22 protein-coding genes are annotated in these 20,880 nt (G+C 60.8%); 6 read left to right on the top strand and 16 right to left on the bottom strand.

The features are described 5' to 3' along the window. Window positions 1-2: 2 nt before the first annotated feature. On the bottom strand, window positions 3-1,562 hold the full coding sequence (locus tag RAC79_RS04585) for a VOC family protein (RefSeq protein ID WP_174039011.1): 1,560 nt from the start codon (window positions 1,560-1,562) through the stop codon (window positions 3-5). Window positions 1,563-1,851: 289 nt separating this feature from the next. On the opposite strand from RAC79_RS04585, the gene RAC79_RS04580 reads away from it, so the two are divergent. The 3 genes from RAC79_RS04580 (at window position 1,852) to RAC79_RS04570 (ending at window position 4,752) form a co-directional block, all read left to right on the top strand. Then, window positions 1,852-2,895, top strand: coding sequence for an ABC transporter substrate-binding protein (locus tag RAC79_RS04580; RefSeq protein WP_065654125.1), 1,044 nt, complete (start codon window positions 1,852-1,854; stop codon window positions 2,893-2,895). Between the two features lie 253 nt (window positions 2,896-3,148). Then, window positions 3,149-3,937 carry an ABC transporter ATP-binding protein gene (locus RAC79_RS04575; RefSeq protein WP_065654124.1) on the top strand — a complete coding sequence of 263 codons (789 nt, stop codon included), beginning with the start codon at window positions 3,149-3,151 and terminating at the stop codon, window positions 3,935-3,937. Then, window positions 3,934-4,752 (top strand): ABC transporter permease, encoded by an 819-nt coding sequence (locus RAC79_RS04570; protein WP_174039012.1) that lies wholly within the window; start codon window positions 3,934-3,936, stop codon window positions 4,750-4,752. The genes RAC79_RS04575 and RAC79_RS04570 overlap by 4 nt, the downstream gene beginning before the upstream one ends. Window positions 4,753-4,804: 52 nt before the next feature. On the opposite strand, the gene RAC79_RS04565 is transcribed toward RAC79_RS04570, so the two are convergent. The 9 genes from RAC79_RS04565 to RAC79_RS04525 all read right to left on the bottom strand — a co-directional run bounded on the left by RAC79_RS04565 (window position 4,805) and on the right by RAC79_RS04525 (window position 10,778). Beyond that, entirely contained in the window at window positions 4,805-5,491 is a 687-nt protein-coding gene (locus RAC79_RS04565; protein ID WP_065654122.1) for a metal-binding protein ZinT, read from the bottom strand. Between the two features lie 166 nt (window positions 5,492-5,657). Then, window positions 5,658-6,479, bottom strand: coding sequence for a mechanosensitive ion channel family protein (locus RAC79_RS04560; protein WP_065654121.1), 822 nt, complete (start codon window positions 6,477-6,479; stop codon window positions 5,658-5,660). 75 nt (window positions 6,480-6,554) lie between these two features. Beyond that, window positions 6,555-7,073 (bottom strand): tyrosine phosphatase family protein, encoded by a 519-nt coding sequence (locus RAC79_RS04555; RefSeq protein WP_142844796.1) that lies wholly within the window; start codon window positions 7,071-7,073, stop codon window positions 6,555-6,557. Continuing rightward, window positions 7,070-7,693, bottom strand: a complete 624-nt coding sequence (locus tag RAC79_RS04550; RefSeq protein ID WP_161987831.1) for a YfbR-like 5'-deoxynucleotidase — start codon at window positions 7,691-7,693, stop codon at window positions 7,070-7,072. The genes RAC79_RS04555 and RAC79_RS04550 overlap by 4 nt, the downstream gene beginning before the upstream one ends. 2 nt (window positions 7,694-7,695) lie before the next feature. Further along, window positions 7,696-8,544, bottom strand: a complete 849-nt coding sequence (locus RAC79_RS04545) for a folate-binding protein YgfZ (protein ID WP_142844797.1) — start codon at window positions 8,542-8,544, stop codon at window positions 7,696-7,698. A 121-nt stretch (window positions 8,545-8,665) separates the two neighbouring features. Then, the gene (locus RAC79_RS04540) at window positions 8,666-9,433 is read right to left on the bottom strand and encodes a hypothetical protein (RefSeq protein WP_142844798.1); all 768 of its coding nucleotides are present in this window, start codon (window positions 9,431-9,433) and stop codon (window positions 8,666-8,668) included. A gap of 14 nt (window positions 9,434-9,447) precedes the next feature. After that, window positions 9,448-9,705 (bottom strand): hypothetical protein, encoded by a 258-nt coding sequence (locus RAC79_RS04535; protein WP_003501987.1) that lies wholly within the window; start codon window positions 9,703-9,705, stop codon window positions 9,448-9,450. A gap of 105 nt (window positions 9,706-9,810) precedes the next feature. Then, window positions 9,811-10,248 carry a TIGR02301 family protein gene (locus RAC79_RS04530; RefSeq protein WP_142844799.1) on the bottom strand — a complete coding sequence of 146 codons (438 nt, stop codon included), beginning with the start codon at window positions 10,246-10,248 and terminating at the stop codon, window positions 9,811-9,813. Window positions 10,249-10,361: 113 nt separating this feature from the next. Next, on the bottom strand, window positions 10,362-10,778 hold the full coding sequence (locus RAC79_RS04525) for an NUDIX hydrolase (protein WP_003520673.1): 417 nt from the start codon (window positions 10,776-10,778) through the stop codon (window positions 10,362-10,364). A 132-nt stretch (window positions 10,779-10,910) separates the two neighbouring features. Here RAC79_RS04525 and RAC79_RS04520 point away from each other — a divergent pair, with 132 nt between their 5' ends. Further along, window positions 10,911-11,234 carry a YnfA family protein gene (locus tag RAC79_RS04520; protein ID WP_142844800.1) on the top strand — a complete coding sequence of 108 codons (324 nt, stop codon included), beginning with the start codon at window positions 10,911-10,913 and terminating at the stop codon, window positions 11,232-11,234. Window positions 11,235-11,244: 10 nt separating this feature from the next. Then, complete coding sequence (locus tag RAC79_RS04515; protein WP_020811514.1) at window positions 11,245-12,006, top strand: SOS response-associated peptidase; 762 nt, start codon at window positions 11,245-11,247, stop codon at window positions 12,004-12,006. Between the two features lie 220 nt (window positions 12,007-12,226). Here RAC79_RS04515 and RAC79_RS04510 read toward each other — a convergent pair whose 3' ends face one another. The 6 genes from RAC79_RS04510 to RAC79_RS04485 form a co-directional block, all read right to left on the bottom strand. Further along, complete coding sequence (locus tag RAC79_RS04510) at window positions 12,227-13,519, bottom strand: PleD family two-component system response regulator (RefSeq protein WP_065654114.1); 1,293 nt, start codon at window positions 13,517-13,519, stop codon at window positions 12,227-12,229. Between the two features lie 387 nt (window positions 13,520-13,906). Beyond that, window positions 13,907-14,038, bottom strand: coding sequence for a hypothetical protein (locus tag RAC79_RS04505; RefSeq protein WP_003496883.1), 132 nt, complete (start codon window positions 14,036-14,038; stop codon window positions 13,907-13,909). Between the two features lie 172 nt (window positions 14,039-14,210). Then, window positions 14,211-15,080 (bottom strand): CDP-diacylglycerol--serine O-phosphatidyltransferase, encoded by an 870-nt coding sequence (gene pssA / locus RAC79_RS04500; RefSeq protein ID WP_174039014.1) that lies wholly within the window; start codon window positions 15,078-15,080, stop codon window positions 14,211-14,213. Window positions 15,081-15,102: 22 nt separating this feature from the next. Then, window positions 15,103-15,801: a phosphatidylserine decarboxylase gene (locus RAC79_RS04495; protein ID WP_003520681.1), complete on the bottom strand. Its 699-nt coding sequence runs from the start codon at window positions 15,799-15,801 to the stop codon at window positions 15,103-15,105. A gap of 162 nt (window positions 15,802-15,963) precedes the next feature. Beyond that, the gene (locus RAC79_RS04490) at window positions 15,964-17,850 is read right to left on the bottom strand and encodes an ABC transporter ATP-binding protein/permease (RefSeq protein ID WP_080856183.1); all 1,887 of its coding nucleotides are present in this window, start codon (window positions 17,848-17,850) and stop codon (window positions 15,964-15,966) included. Window positions 17,851-17,960: 110 nt separating this feature from the next. Further along, window positions 17,961-19,967: a LysM peptidoglycan-binding domain-containing protein gene (locus RAC79_RS04485; protein ID WP_174039015.1), complete on the bottom strand. Its 2,007-nt coding sequence runs from the start codon at window positions 19,965-19,967 to the stop codon at window positions 17,961-17,963. A gap of 156 nt (window positions 19,968-20,123) precedes the next feature. On the opposite strand from RAC79_RS04485, the gene RAC79_RS04480 reads away from it, so the two are divergent. Next, window positions 20,124-20,744, top strand: coding sequence for a TIGR00730 family Rossman fold protein (locus RAC79_RS04480; protein ID WP_142844804.1), 621 nt, complete (start codon window positions 20,124-20,126; stop codon window positions 20,742-20,744). Window positions 20,745-20,880 lie beyond the last annotated feature (136 nt).

Here is a 20,880-nt window from a genome sequence, read left to right as displayed (position 1 = left end):
AATCAGGAAACATCCGCCAGCCAGCGCCGCGCCGCTTCGATATCGGCAACCCCGAGCTCATGCCCGTCCTCAACCGTTTCCAACTCGGCTCTCGCTCCGCTCGCCGCCAGCCGGCCCTGCAATTCGTGAGCCTTGTCGAGATATTTGTCCCGTTCTCCCGCCACAAGCAGGACATTGCGGCCGGAAAGATCAGCCTGCGGCCATGTTTCCAGAACCGGCATCGGGCGATAGAGCAGGGCGTCTCCGGCAAGTTCCGGATAAAGTGCTGCAAAGGCCGCGTAGAAATTTGCGCCATTGGAATGGCCGATAAACTTCAGTTTCGAACGGTCGAGACCATAGGACCGTATCGCCCCCTCCACGAAGGCGGCGAAGGCTTCCGCTTCCGAGACGATATCCTTCTGGTCGAAGCTGAAATCGGGATTGCGGCGGAACCAGCGGGCGATGTCTTCCTCCGTGCTGCGGCCGCGAACGCCGAGAAGCGTTGCGCGCGGCGCTGCCCGGTGCGCCAGGGGCATCAGGCTCGTTTCGCTGCCGCCGGAACCGTGCAGCAGGATGATGGTGCTGCCATCCGGCTCCTCGGGCGTATAGAAACGGTGCACGAAGGGCAGGTCGCGATAGACGATGCGCTCTTCGCCCGGCATTGCAAACTGCGGCAGGGCGACACGCACATCCGCCTCGTCCTTCATGAAGAGCGGCGGGATGAACAGTTTTTCCCCGAGCGATTCCAACGGTTCGTCCACCGTCATGCCCGGCCCGTCGGTCGCCATTTCGATCAGCACGCCGCCCGGTTCGCGGACATAGAGCGAGTGGAAATATTTGCGGTCATGGGCATTGGTGGTGCTGGAATTCAGCGATTTCAGCCCCGTATGAACCGCGTTCAGCTCGTCCATGTCCTTGGCCCGGAAGGCGATATGATCGACGGTGCCGGTGCCCGGCGCGCTGGACCAGAAGCCGGTGGCGTCGCGCACATCGATAATGTCGCCGCTTTCGGAAACGAGGCGGCGGATTGCGCCTGCCTGGCTTTCCTGCCGGTAACCGAAATGTTTCTCCAGAAACGCCACGGTTTCTTCCGGCACTTCGCTCAGCACCGTCGCGCCATAGATGCGGCGAATGGCGTCCTCCGCGGAAATATCGTCCGTCACATGCGGCGTGGCATCGGCAAAGGCGTGGGTGCCGACCAGCTTGACGATCAGGCCGTCAGGATCTTTCAGCCGGATGACCGGAGCGCCGAACTCATCGGAGGGGCCTTCCGCCCGGATGCCGAATTTCAGCGCCCGCGTCAGCCAGAAGCCGATGGCGGCGGGATCGATGGCCACGGAAATCTCCAGCGTCTGGCCATAGCCGACACGGCCCTGACCACCATCTTCCCAGACGAGAAAGGTGAGAAGCGAGCCGGGCGAGGCGATATCGTCGCCATAAAGCAGGTGCAGCTGCATGGCGTCTTCGAAACCGGCCGTGCGCTTGGCCAGCCTCAGGCCCAGAAAGCCGGCGTAAAAATCCACATTCGCCTGCACCTTGCGGGTAATCATGGTGATGTGGTGTATGCCCAGTGCAGAATTCATCTTGCCGTCCCGCTGTTCGCCTGCTGTTCGTGGCCCCATTTGTCGCACGCTGCCCCTGATCCGCAACCCCGGCAAATGAGAACGCTGTGTTCTCTGCGTGAACGATCCCGCTTTCGCTTCGTTGCATGCGCGATGGGCAAAATGCCGGCTTTTTGCCTGCCCTGCGCCCGTTTATGCATATAAAATAAGCATACAAAATAACGGCTATTTTGTATGCAATTTTATCTTGCCTTGAGGGCTGGAATTGGGTCTTATGCAACCAATCCAACAAAACCATCAGGGGGAATAGATGATTTTAACGCGCAGGTTGTTGACCAGGGCTCTGACCATTGCCGCCATCGGTGTAACCGCTGGTTTTTCGCTGCCGGTCGTCGAGGCGCGGGCCGAAACGCCGGTGAAATTCACGCTCGACTGGAAGTTCGAAGGCCCCGCTGCCGGTTTCCTGCTGGCGCTCGATAAGGGTTACTTCAAGGCTGAAGGTCTCGATGTCACCATCGATAGCGGCAACGGCTCGGTGGAAGCCATTCCGCGCGTGGCGACCGGCGCCTACCAGATGGGCTTCGGCGACATCAACTCGGTGATGAAGTTCCTCGACGAGGATCCGAGCCAGAAGATCAAGGCCGTTTATATGGTCTATGAGCGCCCGACCTTTGCCGTGGTGGGCCGCAAGTCGCTCGGTGTCACCGGCGATCCGAAGTCGCTGGAAGGCAAGAAGCTCGGCGCGCCGCCGCCGGATGGCGCTTTTGCGCAATGGCCTGCCTTCAAGCAGGTAGCAGGTCTCGATGACAGCAAGATCAAGATCGAATCGATCGGTTTTCCGGTGCGGGAACCCATGCTCGCCAAGGGCGATGTCGACGCCGTTTTCGGCTTTGCCTTTTCGGTGATCCTCAACCTCAAGAAACAGGGCATCGCCGATGACGATATCTCGACCATCCTGATGGCCGAGCACGGCTTGAATCTCTATGGCAATGCGGTGCTGGTAAACACTGATTTCGCAGAGAAAAACCCGGATGCCGTGAAGGGCTTCCTGAAAGCGCTGGCCAAGGGCTTCGCCGATTCCGTCAAGAACCCGGAAGAGGGCGTGGCGGCCGTGCTCAAGCGCAACGAGACGCTCGACAGCGCCATCGAGCTTGAACGCCTCAACATGGCCAACAGCATGAATATCAAGACGCCCTATGTGGTGGAAAACGGCATGGGCGGCGTCGATCCGGCCCGGCTTTCCGCCTCCATCGAGACGCTGAAAGTTTCTCTTGGCCTGAAGGGCAACGTCAAGGCGGAGCAGGTCTTCGACGCGACCTATCTGCCGGCCAAGGAAGAACGCATGCTTCCCTGATTGGGATAGCCGTTGCGGATAGAGCGAGCGGGCGCCGCAAATTTCTTCTCCCCGCCGGGGAGAAGGTCGCGGCAGCGGGATGAGGGGGCAAGGGTGCGGTCTATCGCTGACGTTGCCCCCTCATCCGACCCTTCGGGCCACCTTCTCCCCGGCGGGGAGAAGAAACAAGCAGCGACGCCGGGCGTAAGCGATTGCCTCGAAAGTGAGGCGAGGATGATGGGGCCGCGGGCGCGCGCCAAAATAGGGAACAGCAATGTCACATCTCGTGGAAATAGACAGTGTGGACATGCGCTATGGCGGCTCCGCCGGCACGCTGGCCGTATCCGGCTTGAACCTCACGGTCGACAAGGGTGAATTCGCCGCCGTGGTCGGCCCCTCCGGCTGCGGCAAGTCGACCCTGATGAAGCTGGTGACGGGGCTGCACATTCCGCAGAGGGGCAATGTCATCGTTGCCGGGCGGCAGGTCACGGAGCCGGTTTCCATCGTCGGCATGGCGTTTCAGAACCCGACGATGCTGCCGTGGCGCACCACGCTTGAGAACATCCTGCTGCCGCTGGAGATCGTCGAGAAACATCGTCGACGCCTGCGCGCCCACAAGGCGGAATATGTCGCGAAAGCCGAGCGCCTTCTGGAAATCGTCGGCCTGAAGGGGTTCGGTTCGAAGTATCCGTGGCAGCTTTCCGGTGGCATGCAGCAGCGCGCCAATCTTTGCCGGGCCTTGATCCACGAACCGGAACTGCTGATGCTGGACGAGCCTTTCGGTGCGCTCGATGCCTTCACCCGCGAGGAATTATGGTGCGTCATCCGCGACCTGCACGCCGCGCAGCGCGTCACCATCATCCTCGTGACCCATGATCTGCGCGAGGCGACATTTCTGGCCGACAAGATTTTCGTGATGAGCGCAAGGCCGGGCCGGGTGCTGGCGGAACACCGCGTGCCGTTTGCCCGCCCGCGCCAGCTCGATATCATGTATGACAAGGGTTTCAACGACATGGTGCAGGAACTGCATGGCGAGATCGCGCAGGCGAGGGTGGCGGCATGAGCGCGATCATGGAAGGCACCGTTGTGGCCGAGCCGCGCAAGCCGCTGATTGCCCGCGTCAACTGGTTGAAAGCCGCGCCCTGGCTTTATACGCTGGCGCTTTTCGTGTTGTGGGAACTGTTGGTCTACGCGCTGAAAATGCCGCCCACCATTCTGCCGTCACCGGTAAGGGTCGGACAGGCCATCTTGCAATATTGGTCGCCGATCTGGAAGAATTCGCTGCAGACGCTTTATACCACGACGCTGGGTTTCGCCATTGCGGTGGCCGCCGGCCTCGCCATCGGCCTGTTCATCGGCTGGTCCAAAACCATTTATGCCGGGCTTTATCCGCTGATGATCGGCTTCAACGCCATCCCGAAAGTGGCGCTGGTGCCCATCCTCGTCATCTGGTTCGGCATCGGCACGGTGCCTGCCGTGTTGACCGCCTTCCTGATCTCTTTCTTCCCCATCGTCGTCAACGTCGCCACCGGGCTTGCCACCATAGAGCCGGAAACGGAAGATGTGCTGCGGGCGCTTGGCGCAAAGAAGATGGACATTATGCTGAAGGTCGGCATTCCGCGCTCCATGCCCTATTTCTTCGGCTCGCTGAAAATCGCCATCACGCTCGCCTTTGTCGGCTCGGTCGTCTCGGAAACCGTCGCCTCCAATTACGGCCTCGGCAACATGATGAGTTCGGCGCAGAGCCAGTTCAACGTGCCGCTCGTCTTTGCCGGCCTGCTGATGCTCGCGGTGGAAGGCATCGTCATGTATGCGATCATGGCCTGGCTTGAAAAGCGCATGACCGGCTGGGCGCATCGCTCCACCCTGGGGCAATAAGGAATGCAGCACGGGCATGAAGAATATGCCCGTGCCGGAATGTCGTGCGAAGTTAATGCGCCGCCATTTCTTCGACGATATCGCCGCCGTCCATCAGGAACGGGTAGTAGGTCGGCCAATTGGTCACTTCGTCCAGCAATGCCTTGCGGTCGTTGCCCCAGTAGAGATGGTAATGGCCTGCCTTGACCGGGGCGATGGAGTGGTCGCTGAACTGGATGAATTGCGGCGCGGCCTCATCGCCGCCGGTTTTCTTGAAGATGTAGCGGACACCGCGATTGCCCTTCTTGTAGGTCAGGATTTCATGGCCATCGCTGACATAGATGCCTTCAGCGGGTTTGCCGTCCTTATAAAACGCCACGCTGTCGCTCTTGATGACGATGCGGTTCACATCGGTCTTGTAACCGATCTCGTAATAGGCGCGGTACTCCGCCGCCGTCTTGTCGCCATGCGCCGCCTTTTCGGCCATGACGGAATCAAGCGAGCCGTTCAGCAGATAGGGATAGACCGACTGCCAGTCGCCTTCCCAGTCGGAAAGCGTGCGCGCCTTCACCTGCGCATCCTCGAAATAACCCTTGTAAATCTGCTTTTCAGCTTCGGTCATCTGGTGGCCGTGATCGTGCCCATGGTCGTGGCTGTGGGCTGCGGATTTGTCGCCACCGGCAGCCATTGCCGCGGTTGCCGCCAGCAGCATGGAACCTAGTGCGACGGCGCCGGTGACGCGGGTGAGTATCTTCTGCATTGTTTCGGCCCTCTCATATCGACGAAGATAGTTACGTAATAACATTACGTATCGACCTATAGAGGCCGCATTCGCGGGATGCAAGTGCGCGCTGCTACGTGGCCAACGAAAAAGCGCGGTGGCTGTTGCAGCCACCGCGCTTGAAAAGAGAGGAAGACGTGAGGTCTCAGGCCGGCTGGGCGCTCACTTCCGCCTTGCGCTCGTCGAAGGCGAGTTTCATGGCTTTCGTCACATCGCGGGTCGTTGCGAAATAAGTGTCGCTGCGCACCCAGTAGCGCAATTTGACGGTGGCGCTGTCGGCGCTGACCGAATCGACGAAGGTGACGGGGGCGGGGTCCAGCAAAACCCGGCTCTCCGAACGCACGACTTTCATCAGCATATCCTGTGCGGCCGCCAGATCCTCATCATTCTTGACCGTCAGGCTGAGTTCGTGACGGCGCGAGGGAAAGCGGCTGTAATTGGTGATCGGCACGTTCCAGAGCGTGGAGTTGGGCGCGAGACGGTAAAGCCCGTCGCTGGTCTTCAGCTCGGTCGCAAACAGCCCGATCTCGATCACAGTGCCGCTGACCGTGCTGGTCTCGATATATTCGCCGACCCGGAACGGGCGCAGCACCAGAAGCATGATGCCGGCGGCAATATTCTGCAGCGTGCCCTGCAACGCAAGGCCTATGGCCAGACCGGCGGCGCCAAGGGCGGCGAGAATGGAGGCCGTCTGCACCCCGAACTGGCCAAGCACCATGACCAGCACCAGAATGAGAACCACATAGCGGATGGCGCCGGCGAAGAAACCGGCGAGTGTCGCATCGAAGCCGCGAATGCGCGACAGGCCCTGAAAAGCCCAGCGTTGCAGGAAAGTGGCGGCCAGCCAGCCGACGATCAGCAGCAGAAGCGCACCGACGACCGAGAAGGAATATTGCACCGCAAGCGCGCTTGCCTGCTGCAACGCCGCCTGCGATGCGACGATGATATCCGTTGCCTGTTGTTCCATGAATTAACCTGTGATTTTCATTGCTCTTCAGGGTTGGTAACGACTGGACGCCGTGAGGGTTCCGCCAAAACCACCTCAGTTACCAAGCGGCAGCACGAAGGGCACGTTACCATCCGTATCCGCGCCCCTGCCGATTTTTTTGATCGCCGCCACCAGCCGGCCATCGCGCCCGAGCAGACGGTCGCCGATGGCGATGATGCGGGCATTGGGCGTGGCATAGGGCGAGACGGCGCGCAGGCGCAGCGCAAGTTCGATCTCATCCTGGTCCGGATAAAGGCTGAGCGCGGCGATGACGGCGGCGGCGGGTGAGCGGGAAACGCCCATCCAGCAATGGATGAGCAGTGGTGCTGACTGGTCCCATTGCCGGGCGAAATCGATCAGCTTCAGCACATGTGCATCGTCAGGCGCGATGAGATCGGCGGTGCCCTTGAATGCGATGTCGTTCATGGCAAGCGTCAGATGCCGGCCTGCGGCAATGACGGCGGGACGGTGAAAGGACTGCTCTTTGGCGATCAGCGTCACCATTTCGCGGGCCTTGTGTTTGACGGCCATCTCTGCGATCCGCGACAGCGGCGATACGACAATGGCGGTCATGTCGCACCCCCCGTCTTGACGGCACGCATCGCCTCGATGGCCTCGAAACGTTCGATGAACAGCTTTTGCGCTTCGGTTGAGGGCAGGGGCGTCATGTCGAACATGTCGCGGGTAATGCCGCGCGGCAGGCCGAAGAATTTCTGCGCCTCGGCGGTGGAAAAACCGGCAAGCTCCGTCGCCTCGAAAAAGGCGGCGACCGTATCGGCCTTCTTGATGCGGTCCTTCAATTCGCGCGATGCATGCGGCGGCAGGCCGAAACGCAGATGCACGGCGGCTTCCAGCCGTTTTTCCACGGTCTTGTAACCGCCGCCGACCACGGATTTGAACGGCGAGATCATGTCGCCGATGACATATTCCGGCGCATCGTGCAGAAGCGCCATCTGCATGTCGTCAGGCGTCGCACCTGTGCACATGCGGCAGAAGATGGTCTCGACGATGAGGCAATGCTGGGCGACGGAAAAGGCGTGGTCGCCGCGCGTCTGGCCGTTCCAGCGGGCCACGCGGGCAAGGCCGTGGGCGATATCGGCGATTTCCACATCGAGCGGCGAAGGATCGAGCAGATCGAGCCGCCGACCGGACAGCATGCGCTGCCAGGCGCGCGGGCTTTTTGCAGGCGCCACTCTCAGTCCTCCGCCCGCGCTGCTGGATCGGCCGCCGGGAAGGAAAGGCCGCTCCAGGCGGGCAGGGCCACGGTCACGGGAACAGTCTCCGCCAGAAGCGGCGTGCCGGATGCGAACGCATCGGCAATGCGGTCGATCCGAACGATGGCAAGCGCCCTGTTGCCGCAAACGGTTCCGAGCGTGCCGACCGGTTTTCCATCGGCGGTCATCTCCGTCCCACTGGTTGGAAGCGCGCCCTCGGCCGAAACGGTGACGACGCGGCGTCTTGCCGTACCGCGATGTTTCATGCGCGAGACGACTTCCTGGCCGACAAAGCAGCCCTTCTTGAAGGAAACGCCGTCATTCACATCCATCAGCACATCATGGGGAAAGGCATCCTGCAACGCATAGTCCCGGCCGGATTCGGCAATCCCATGCTCGACACGGAGCGCATCATAGGCCGCGATGTCGCCGGATGCGGATGCGCCCGGCATACGGTAAAGATCGATGCCGCCCTTGCCGAAACGACCATCCCGAATGCCTGCCGTCGGCGCAGTCTCGTTCCAGAAGACACTCACGCCTTCGACAGTCTCGGCTTTGAGATCGACCGGTGCACGCAGCTTGTACATGGTCAGGCGGCGCAGCAGCGCGTCTTGTTCGGCGACGCCCGTCTCGATCAGATAATCGCCGCCATCGCGCCAGATCAGGAAATCGAACAGGATCTTGCCCTGCGGCGTAAGAAGGGCTGCGGCCCGTGCTTCGCCTTCCGGCAGGTTTTCAACGTCTGCGGTGATGAGGTTGTTCAGAAATTCCTCGGCGCCGGTGCCGGAAACCCGGATCAGGCGGCGGTCGGCAAGAAGGGCGGAAGGCATGGCGTCACCGTTCGGTTCGTCGAGACTCTGTGATCTCCGGCAAAAGCCGATGCGCTTTGCCGGAATGCTCATTCCGCACAGTTAGGATTTTTGCCACAGAACGGCAAGCACCGCGATGCGATCAATCGCCGGCGGTGAAGAACTTCCACTTGCCATCGGGCGAAATGCCGACCCGGTAGAAGCTGTAATTGCCATATTCCTGCATGTCCGCCAGATCGCCCGCGGTGATGATGCGCAGAAGCTCCACCTTTTCCTGCGCAGTCAGCGTATTCAGCGGCTTTCCGGCGAAATAGGGGAAAACATAGGCTTCGTCAGGCGTGCCGGCATCGATATGGGCATAACCGGTAGACAGAAGGTCGATAATGATCGCCAGCACTTCCAGCCCGTCAGGATCGCCGGAATAGCTTTTCAGCGCCGCAATCGCGTCTTCGCCGTCGTTGCCGTCGATGCGGAATTCTTTCTGGCTGGCGGCGATGAAGGGCCGCAGCTTTTCGATATCGCCCGAGGCGGCGGCTTCGATGATCTGCTGGCGCAGCTTGCGCACGGGTTCCGGCGCCTTGGAAATGTCGTGCTCGATCACCACGGACATTTCCGGCGTGTTGTCGGGCTTGGAGGATTGCTGGTTCGCCTGATTGGCGGAACGGTCCACCAGAGGGTCGGGCAGGGGAATGCCTTCCGAATCGCCTTCGATCTCGTCCGGCTCTGCGGGCTGGGCCTGCTGCGGCTCACCGCCATTCTCAGCCTTCGGCTCGCTTTCGGTGTTCTGCGCCGGCTTCAGCTCGGAAAGGGCAAAGGCGCGGCCTGGCATGCCAATCGGCCCGGCGGTCAGGGCAAGCAGGATGGACAGCAGGGCGGAAGAGCGCAAAAGCCCCTTGCTCAGGCAAGACATGATAGACCCCGGCTTTACTGTATTACCCGCTGCGGCGAAAACTCGCCCTGAAGCATGCGCTGGCGCAGCGATTCCAGCATTGCTTCAGCGCCGGCCTCGCCATGGATACGGATGGTTTCGCGCATGGCCAGAGCGATGGCGGCATCGGCGATGATCTCCGGCTCGATGCCGTCGGCCATGCCGTCAGCCCATGCCTCGTTCTGGTGTTCCAGAGCGACCTGCATCTTTTCATGCACGATCATATCGTCGATTTCGTTACGGCTTGTCTGCATCTTTCATCCTCGACAGGGCGGGCAAGTCCTTACCACCCTGTTAACAACACTAGCAGCCTTTTATCAAAACGGCACGGCCTGCGGCGAAAAGAGGTTAATAATCCTCTAATTTCCGAACCGGGACGCGATTTCCTGCGCGAGTGTTGCCCCTTCGTTACGGTAGTTCTCTTCTGCCATGATGGCGGCGCGTGTGCAACTGGTGTGGATGGCCGCAAAGGAGCGGTATCCACGGTTGAACGCAGCCGTCATGCGCTGACGTCGTTCAGGTTCGTTGACCGTGTCCGCAGCCAGAAGATCGCTCATCGATCTGCGCCAGTCCTCCGGTCCGGAAGAAGGGCACAGGGTTCTGAGATATTGCACCGCGCCCAGTATCTCCGACAGCCGTGCGAGCTTGTCGTCATAAGGAGCGGGTTTGGGCGGCGCGGCTTCCGCCGGACGCACCTCGGAACCGGGTTTTGAAGGCTGCGCATAAGCGACGCCCTGCTGCCCGGCGGTGGCAAGCATTGTCAGAAAAAGAGACAGGAAGATGGTTGGCCGTATCAAAATTCTATTCTGCCCCACACATACTCGTGAACTATTGGCTCGTGAACTGTTGGCTCGCGACCATCCGGCGGGCGGATCGGCCCTAGATAATAGCGATTCTGGCTGGCTGGCAATCATGCAAGCAGGCGCTCGGCGCATTCGACGACGCTTTCCGGCGCCGGCAGAAGGCGGATTTCCGCCAATGTGTACCAGCCCGCATCCGCCGCATCGTCACCGACAGTCACGAGCGGATCGGCATCGGTTTCCACGGTAAAGACCGACAGGAAATAATGGCTCGTCAGCACCCCTTCGGCGTCGCGGGAGGGAAGATCGTATGTCGCGAAAAGCTGCGGCCTGCGCGCCACGATGCCGGTTTCCTCGTGCAATTCGCGCAGCGCCGTTTCGGCCGGGGTTTCGCCGTCTTCGCCGCGACCACCCGGAAAGGCGAACATGTCCTTCGAAGGCGGGTTGATGCGGCGCACGAGAAGCAGCCGGTCGCCGTTCCTGACGATGGCGGAGGAGGCGGGGCGGGGCTTGATACGGAGGGTCATGAATGGTTTCGCTTGTTTCGGCCGTTGCCGGCCTGTCTATAGTGGTACGTGGCTCGGAAAAATCGATTCCGGTTTCCGTGCCGATGCTTATAGTCCGGAACTGGCGCGATTGTGCATGTTAAAGACGGTGGAATGAAGGTCTATCTTATCTATGTCCTGGCGGCTCTTGCCGAAATTGCCGGCTGCTTTTCCTTCTGGGCCTGGCTGAAACTCGGCAAGACCGGGTGGATATTGCTGCCTGGCATGGTGGCGCTGGCCGTTTTCGCGTGGCTTCTGACGTTGGTTCCGACAGAGGCGGCGGGCAGGGCCTATGCCGCCTATGGCGGGATTTACATTGCTGCTTCGCTCTTCTGGCTCTGGGGCGTGGAAGGGCATGCGCCGGACTGGTGGGACATTGCCGGCGGCGCCATCTGCCTTGCCGGCACCGCCATCATCCTGTTCGGACCAAGGGGTTGAGGAGAAAAGCATGTGCGGACGTTTCGTGCTGAAGGCGACGCCGGAAGAGATCGCCGATTATCTCGATCTGATCGGCCTTGAGGATTTTCCCGCCCGTTTCAACATCGCGCCGACGCAGCCCATTCTGGTCGTGATGGAGGGGGAGCGGCAGGAGCGCGGCAGCAACCTGCCCAATCGCCGAGCCGTGCTGGTCCGCTGGGGTTTTCTGCCGGGCTGGGTGAAGGATCCGAAGGATTTTCCGCTGCTCATCAATGCGCGGTCGGAAACCGCCATCGGCAAGGCCTCCTTCCGCGCCGCCATGCGCCATCGCCGCGTCCTCGTTCCCGCCACCGGCTTTTACGAATGGCGACGCCCGCCGAAGGAGGAGGGCGGCAAACCACAGCCCTATTTCATCCGCCCGAAAAGCGGCGGCATCGTCGCCTTCGCCGGTCTTATGGAAACATGGTCTTCCGCCGATGGCTCGGAGGTCGATACCGGCGCGATCCTCACCACCGCCGCCAATGCCGCGATCGGCCGTATTCACGATCGCATGCCTGTTGTCATCGCGCCCGAGGATTTCAGCCGCTGGCTGGATTGCAAGACCCAGGAGCCGCGCGAGGTCGCCGATCTGATGCGGCCGGTTCAGGATGATTTTTTCGAGATGATCCCGGTATCGGACAAGGTCAACAAGGTCGCGAATGTCGGCGCGGATCTCATCGAGCCGGTGCCGGAAAGCGCGCCGCTGGCGAAGATCAAGCCGGCGAAGGACGAAGGGCAGATGTCGCTGTTCTGATGTGCTTTCCTAGCATTCGAGGCTGATTATTGTAGATCGGCTTTGCCGCTCGTTTCTTCTCCCCAAGGGGGAGAAGGTGGCCCGAAGGGTCGGATGAGGGGGCAACGCCAACGATAGACCGCACCCTTGCCCCCTCATCCCGCTGCCGCGACCTTCTCCCCGGCGGGGAGAAGAAACAAGTGGCATCGGCTCGATCCTACACGCGACTTCGCGGAGGCTCTTACCCGTTCCGCCCGATCTTCTGCAGGCCTTCCTGGATCATGATGTCGGAGTAAACGCGGTTGCGGCCATTCGCCTTGGCGAGATAGAGCAGCTGGTCCGCCGCATTCAGCTGGTTGTCGAAGGGTTCGCCCTTTTCGATCTCCACGACGCCGAGCGAAATCGTCAGGGCGAGGCTGCTACCGCTCAGCTGCCGGCCGTTCTTTTCCACTTGCCCGCGCAGCTCCTCGCAGAACTGATAGGCGGCGTGCGCATCCAGCCCGCGCAGGAACACGGCAAACTCCTCGCCGCCCAGGCGGGCGGGAATGTGGCGTTGCTCGTCACACATATCATGAAGCAGTTCGGCCAGCTTTTTCAGCGCCCTGTCGCCGGCATCGTGGCCCAGCGTGTCGTTGATCTTCTTGAAATGGTCGATGTCGAGAATGGCAATGGCGCCGCTCTCGTCATTGCCGTTGATGACATCCATCAGCGCCCGCGTGCGCTCGAAGAAGGAGCGGCGGTTCGGCAGGCCGGTAAGGTGGTCGCGTTCGGCCAGTTCGCGCAGGCGTTTGAGCTGCTTCAACGTCTCGATATTGTTATCGATACGGCACTGCAATTCTTCCGGCACGAAGGGGCGGTAGACGAAATCCGAGGCGCCAGCCTTCAGGAAGCTTGCCGAAAGCAACCGGTCTGTGGAGGACGATATGCCGATCACCCGCAAATCTTCGGATGAGCGGCTGTCGCAGATGCGGCGCGTCAACTCATAACCGTCCATGTCAGGCATATGATAATCGGTGATGACGAGCTGGATCGTCGGGTTCTGCGACAGGATTTCCAGCGCCTGCTTGCCGGAGTGGGCCTCGCTGACCCTGAAATTTTGCCGCTCCAGAATTTCCACGAGGCCGGACCGTGCCGCGCGCACATCATCGACCACAAGAACGGAGAATAGCTTGTTGTTCAAAATCCGCTGGACGGTTCTTACCACCGCATCGACGGTGCGATGACCGTCCTTGACGATGTAATCGATGATCTTCTTTTCGGCGTAGCGCTTGCGCGCCTCCTCATCCACCGTGGCGGTGAAAACGATGGCCGGCACCTTGCGCTCGGATAGAAGTGCGAGAATCTCGCCCTTCGGCGCATCGGGCAGGTTGAGACCCGTCAGCGCCAGCGTGAAACTATGGGCCTGCATGAGGGTATCGGCCGCGGCCATGCTGTCGCAATGGACGACCTCGGCCTCCGTTTCTTCCGAAAGCCGCGTCTTCAGCAGCATGGAAAGAGCAACGGAATCTTCAATCAGAAGGATTTTATCCTGCATGGCCGTCCCAAGCCCCCCTGGCCTGTCTTCACAATCTTTCCTCAACGCCGAATACTCGTCATCCGCGTGTCTGCGGATTCGAAAGCCAGCTTATGCATTGTTGTGGAAAAAAATGCGGAATAGAAAAGTTCTTTTGTATTCACTAATCTATACGTCGGTGTTCGTATAGCCTTCTTGTGGAAGGCGAGATTTTTACTACACTTTCGTTGCAGCTTCGTTACAGAAGGCTGCCGATTTTATGAATGACTGACGCGCTGCAATTTAGCGGCAGTGCTTGAAACAAAAACGGCGCCCGGAAAGGCGCCGCGTGATTGTCGATTTTCCGGTGGGAACGTTCCGTTTTCCGGACAGTCCGCAAAATTCGAAAAATCAAAAAACCAAATATTTTCAGGCGGTTTTGGCGGCAGGTTTGCGCTTCAGCATCAGGGCTGCGGCCGCAACGGCCTTCAGTCCGAGCGGGCGGTAGTGGCTGTTGAGGTCGGGCTTCGCCTGCGGCTGCGCCTTCGTCTCGTTCGTCATTTCTCTCTCTCCACAATTCACGCCAATCGCCGTTGCGATGCGTGTGAGCCACTTCTTTCGCGGCTAATCTTGACGGATTCGAGGCGAAGAAAAACGAAGCCGGCTTTTCAGGCTGCGACATTTTGCGTCACATCCTTCGCCGGCATGTGCGAGAAAAAATAAACCTGTGGTTTTAAATACCGCGATCGAGGCCGTTGCCACCACTGGCGTCGTCATGCCCGTCTTCCTCGATGGTCAGCGTGCCGTAGCGGCGATGCCAGAGGCGGGCGCTGATGGGAATGAAGACGAGATAGGCGGCAACCGTCAGAACCAGTACTTCCCAGGTGAAGCTCATCAGCATCGCTACATAGAGCACGACGACGAGGATCATTGGCAGCACCAGATCTCGGCGAATGCGGCTGGTGCCCGATTTGCCCGACCAGACCGGCAGGCGGCTGATGAGAAGGTAACCGATCAGCACGGTATAGGCGGCGGCGACATAGGCGAAGGGCTTGTCCGGCTCGACGCCGAGGAAGCCGAGATAAACCGGCAGCAGCACCAGCATGGCGCCCATCGGGGCGGGAACGCCCACGAAGAACTCATTCTGCCAGGGCGCCTTCACCGGCCGCTCGATCATGACGTTGAAACGCGCCAGACGCAGGCCGGCGGCGATGACGTAAATGAGGGCGGCGATCCAGCCGATGGAGCGTGCCTGATCGAGAAGGTAGGCATAGACCACCAGCGCAGGCGCGACACCGAAATTGACGATATCGGCCAGAGAATCCATCTGCTCGCCGAATTTGGACGTCGCTTTCATCATGCGGGCGATGCGCCCGTCTATGCCGTCGAGGAAGGCGGCGAGCAGCACCATGCCCACGGCCAGCTCGAACCGCCCCTCGATGGCGAGACGCACACCGCTCAGCCCTGCACAGATGGCCAGAACGGTGATGAGATTGGGAACGACGAGGCGAAAGGGAATTTCCCTCAGCCGCGGTCCACGGCCGCTGTCGCTGCGGCCCTCTGGTTTGCCGTTCTGCTGCGGCTCGGCGATCGGCGTTTCCATGCGCATGCCCTTCCTGTTTCCGTCAGCCGCGGCGGCTGACGACCGGACCCTTGGCGGAGCCGAATTCGGCGAGCACGGTTTCACCGGCAATCGCCGTCTGGCCGACCGATACACGCGGCTCGAAACCTGCGGGAAGGAAGATATCGAGGCGCGAACCGAAACGGATAAGACCGAAACGCTCACCGGCATCGACTGGTTCATTCGGCTTTACCCAGCAGACGATGCGGCGTGCAACCATGCCGGCGATCTGCACCACGCCGACCTTGCCGTGCGATGTCTCGATGACGAGGCCGTTGCGCTCATTGTCTTCGGAAGCCTTGTCGACTTCGGCATTGAGGAAGAGGCCGGGACGATAGGCGACATTGACGATACGGCCGCGCACCGGCGAACGGTTCACATGGCAGTTGAACACGTTCATGAACACCGAGATGCGCACCAGCGGCTCCTTGCCGAGTTCCAGCTCCAGCGGCGGAACGACGCTCTGCACGGCGGAAACCTTGCCATCGGCCGGGCTGATGATGAGGTCGTCATCCTGCGGCGTGACACGCTCGGGATCGCGGAAGAAATAGGCGCACCAGGCCGTCAGCACCAGACCGACCCAGAACAGCGGTTCGGCGATCCAGCCGAGCACCAGCGATGCGACGAAGAAGGCCGCCACAAAGACATAACCTTCCTTGTGGATCGGTACGATGGTGTTGCGAATGGTGTCGAACAGATTCATGAGATTCCTTGCTCCGGTTTCCGTCTGTCGCGTCTATATGGTCGTGATACGACACGATCCAAACGGCAATGCGACAAATTTTGCCTAGCTGGTTACAGCCAAAAGGGCCGCCCGGCAATGGTGGGGTTCTTCTGTCGGCCCTGTTACCCCGGGGTACAGCCATCAATGGGCGGGTTCCCCGCGGTCGATGACACCCAGATCGTCGGTTTCACGCACATGGCGCAGCATTTCCTCGGCGCGGATCGCCTCGCGCTGGCGGCTCCACATCGAGGCGTAGAGGCCGTTCTGCCCCATCAGCGAGCTGTGCGTGCCGCGTTCGGCGATCTGCCCGTCCTTCAATACGATGATCTCATCCGCGCCGATGACGGTGGAAAGGCGGTGGGCGATAACCAGCGTCGTGCGGTTCTTCGAGACGATGTCGAGCGCGCTCTGGATTTCCTGTTCCGTATGCGTATCGAGCGCCGAGGTGGCCTCGTCGAGAATGAGGATCGGCGGCGCCTTGAGGATCGTGCGGGCAATCGCCACGCGCTGTTTTTCCCCGCCGGAAAGCTTCAGGCCGCGTTCGCCGACCATGGTGGCGTAACCCTCCGGCAGCTTGCCGATGAAGGCGCTGATCTGCGCCGCATCCGCGGCCGCCCTCAGTTCCTCGTCGGTGGCTGAGGGACGGCCATAACGGATGTTATAGGCGAGCGTGTCGTTGAAAAGCACCGTGTCCTGCGGCACCATGCCGATCACCGAGCGCAGGCTCTTCTGCGTCACATCGCGAATATCCTGCCCGTCGACGGTGACGGAGCCTTCCTGAATATCGTAGAAACGATAAAGCAGCCGCGAGATCGTCGATTTTCCCGCACCCGAAGGGCCGACGATGGCCACCGTCTTGCCGGCCGGCACGTCGAAGGAAACGCCCTTCAGGATCGGCCTTTCGGGGTCATAGGCGAAATGCACGTCGCGGAAGGAAATCGCGCCGGGTCCGGCTGCGAGCGGTTTTGCATCCGGCCTGTCGGTGACTTCCGCCTCCACTTCCAGAAGATCGAACATCTGTTCGATGTCGGTCAGGCCCTGGCGGATTTCGCGATAGACGAAACCGATGAAATTGAGCGGCACCGAAAGCTGCAGCAGCAACGCATTGACGAAGACGAAATCGCCGATGGTCTGTTCGCCGCGCTGCACGGCAAGCGCCGACATTACCATCATGACGGTGGAGCCGATGCCGAAGATCACGCCCTGGCCGAAGTTCAGCCAGCCGAGCGAGGTCCAGATCGAGATCGCCGATTTTTCGTAACGCTCCATGGCGACGTCGAAACGCCGCGCCTCCATCTCCTCATTGCCGAAATATTTGACGGTTTCGAAATTCAGAAGCGAGTCGATCGCCTTGGTATTGGCGTCTGTGTCGCTGTCGTTCATGGCGCGGCGAATGCCGATACGCCAGTTGCTGGCCCGCACGGTGAACCAGATATAGGCCCAGACCGTGATGACCGTGACGAGCACATAGGAAAAACCGTAGGAGGCCCAGAAAATGATTGCCGTCAGCAGAAATTCGATAAAGGTCGGCGCGGTGTTGAGAATGGTGAAGCGGACAATGGTTTCGATGCCCTTGGTGCCACGCTCGATGACCCGCGACAGCCCGCCGGTCTTGCGCTCCAGATGGAACCGCAAAGAAAGCCGGTGCATATGCACGAAGGTCCTGTAGGCGAGCTGACGCACCGCATGCTGGCCGACGCTGGCGAAAAGCGAATCGCGCAGCTGGTTGAGCCCGACCTGTATCAGCCGCGTCAGATTATAGGCGATCACCAGCGCGACGGCGCCGAGCAGGAAGGCGGGAACAAGCCCGGCCATGTCCAGCCGGCCGTTCAGCGCATCGGTCGCCCATTTGAAGAAATAGGGAACGGAGATCAGCACCAGCTTGGCGACGATCAGGTACACGGTGGCCCAGATCACCCGCATCTTCAGGTCCCACCGCCCTTCCGGCCACATATAGGGCCAGAGATTGATCAGCGTCTGGGTGGGATTGCTGGAATCCGCCGAAATGGTTTTTTTCTTCGTGGCCATCATTCGCTCCGGTCACTGCCGGAAGCCGACAGCAGGGCGGCGGCTTTGGTCAAGCCGCCGCGCGTGTCACAGATAGGGTCGTTGCGGGTTCACCGCAACGCTTCAAATGCTCAGGAGCCGCTCTTCAGCCGCTTGCGGTGAAGTTCTTCCGCATTCGGCAGCGCCTCTTTCGGCACGCCGAAAATCTGGCCGGGCTCGATCAGATCGGGGTTTTTGATCTGATCTTCGTTGGCGAGGTAGATCGTGGTGTAACGCACGCCCTGACCATAAACGCGACGGGAAATCTGCCACAGCGTATCGCCACGGCGGATGATGACGCTGTTCTGGCTCTCGGCTAGCGGCGCCTGCTCGAAGGTCTGCGTGCCGGCGGGCGCCTGTGGCGCGGGAGCAGCAGGTGCCGTGATGTGGAGTTCGGCAAGGCGGCTTGCTAGCGAGGCAATACCCTTGCCGATTGCCGCCACATCGTTCGGCCATGCTTCAACCGATGTCAGCAACTGACGCGCTTTGGCGGTAATATCGCCCGCAAAAGCGGTGAAGGCGGGTTCGGTCGCGGCTGCGGTGCGGAATTCCGAAAGCGACTTGAGACCGATGACGACGGCGGAGCGGCCGGCAATGGCCTGATCGAGCGCAGGCGTGGCCTGATCCTTGTAGAGATTGGAAAGAATGCCGAAGGCCTTGGCGACATCGGCGCGCAGCTTTTCGAAAGCGGCGCGGTCGCTTGCCGTGCTCTGGTTTTCGGCAGGCGCCGTAGTCGTGGTTGCTGACGACGAAGCGGACGGCGACTGCATGGCGACCGTTGCCTGGTCGGTCTGCGGCCGCTCGAAGGGAACGCGCACACGCACCTTCGCGGTGCCGTCGGCATTCAGTTCCTCGACGGTGATGATATGGCTGCCGACGCTAAGATCGACATCGCCTTCGACGACGAAATGGCCGGAGGCTTCCGTGGTGCTCTTGCCGATTTCCCTGTCATCGACCAGCGCACGCACCGTTGAACCGGCAGGTGCAGAGCCCGCGACGAAAATCTTCGATCCCTCGAACTCGACGGCAGTCACCTGGACGCTCGACGTCAGCGGGGCCGCGGCGGACGGAGCCGCAGTACCGGCGAGCGGTGCGGAGGCGGTGTTGGCGCTGGGCTCAGATGTCGCCGCAGGCTGCTGCGACGGCGCGGCTTGCGGCTGGAGCGCCGGCGGAGCCGCCTCCGGCATGGCCAGCACGCGGCTTGCCTTGCCGGGCTTGGAAACCATGGCCAGAAGCTCGCCCGTCTTGCCGTCAGGCACGGAAACCGTGGCCACTTCTTCGGATTGCGTCGCCTTACCGCTGGCATCGGTCGAACGCAGCACCAGCTCGTGATCGCCCGGGGGAAGCGGATTGTCGAAAACGGCGGCGAAATCGCCGGTGCCGTCGATGGTCGTCTGGGCGACCACCTTGCCGTTGCTCAAGATTTCGAGCTTCGCGCCGGGCTGTGCCTTGCCGGCAATCACGGCCGAACCGTCCGGCTCGACGCGCAGCACGTCGAAAGTCGGCGTGGCGGCAGACGATTGTGCCGCATCGGGCGGTGCTGCGGCCGGTTTTGCCGGTTCGGGCGCGCCATCGTCGGTGCCGGCGAAAACGCCTGCCAGACGACGCACCTGTGCTGCCGCCGCCGCCGCATTGTCGGGCAGGCCGCGCAGGAAGGCCGTGGTGCGCTCGGCCGCCGTGCGGGCGGTGGTGATGAGGCGCGACGTCGTTTCGTCCAGCGACTCTGGAATTTCGATATTCGTCAGTTCCTTGAGCGAGGTCTCGACCTTCTTGCGCGCCGCCGCGAAATCGGCGTCTGAGGGAACCTTGCTATCGGCGAAAAGCGTCGTCAGATCCTTGATCGACTGGGTGGCGGAAGCGGCCCGCCGCCCGACCTTGTCGGCGATATTGGCGGTTTCCTCGGCGGCGTCGGAGAGAATGTCGCCCGCCTTGTCTGCGCCCATTTCAACGCTGTTCTTCACGGCGTTGCCGGCCTCGTTGATGGCGTCGCCGATCGGTTTGCCGTCGTTTGAAATCCGCGGCAGGACGAAAAAGATCATGAGCAGGGACGCAACGCCCAGCACGATCAGCGCCAGCAAACCGGCCTTATTGTTTTTCATCCTGGAATCTCCGGGTATTTCAAGCTTTTCACACGAGTTGAGATTGCTAGCGTCTTACCTTGCGCCAGACAAGCGGCGAGTGGCCAAAAGGCCATATTTGCAAGGGATTTCCCAAATTTTCTTGACGTGCCGCATCGCACATAGTTCCTTCCCTTCATGACGGACAAAAATACAGCGATTCGATCCATCTGCGTTTATTGCGGCTCCCAGCCCGGACGTGATCCGGCCCATATGGAAGCGGGCCGCGCGCTTGGGAAATCCATTGCCGAAAACGGCATTCGCCTCGTCTACGGCGGCGGCACCAAGGGCATCATGGGCGCGGTTGCCAGCGGCGTTCTTTCCAATGGCGGCGAAGTGACCGGCATCATACCGGAATTTCTGGTCGATATGGAGGCGACGCGCCATTCTCTCGGACAATTGAACGAGCTTGTCATCACCAAGGACATGCATGAGCGCAAACATATGATGTTCGAGCGCTCCGATGCCTTCGTGACATTGCCGGGCGGTGTCGGCACGCTGGAAGAGATCGTCGAGATCATGACCTGGGCGCAGCTCGGCCGCCATGCCAAGCCGATAGTCTTCGCCAATATCAACGGTTTCTGGAACCCGATGCTGGAACTGGTGCAGCACATGCGCGATCAGGGTTTCATCCACCGCGCGCATCTTCTCAACCCGCTCGTCATCGACGAGGTGAAGGATATCGTGCCCGCCATCATCGACCGGGCGCTGGCGCAGCAGAAGCCGGAAGGCGACCCTTCGGTGATTTCCCGCCTCTAGGCCGGGGTGGCGAAAAGCGTAAGCGGTTTTCGCCTTAAATCCCGGTCTGTTCATCCTGATCGGCGCGACGATTGTTAACGGCCGCCTCACGGCTCGTTACAATTTTAAGTGTATATTAATACAGATTTAACGGCGG

It is taken from the genome of Agrobacterium sp. LR_9 (assembly GCF_041954855.1).
Lineage (GTDB): Bacteria > Pseudomonadota > Alphaproteobacteria > Rhizobiales > Rhizobiaceae > Agrobacterium > Agrobacterium leguminum.
The sequence above is the reverse complement of the archived record's forward strand: the minus strand, read 5'-3'. Positions and strand labels throughout refer to the sequence as shown.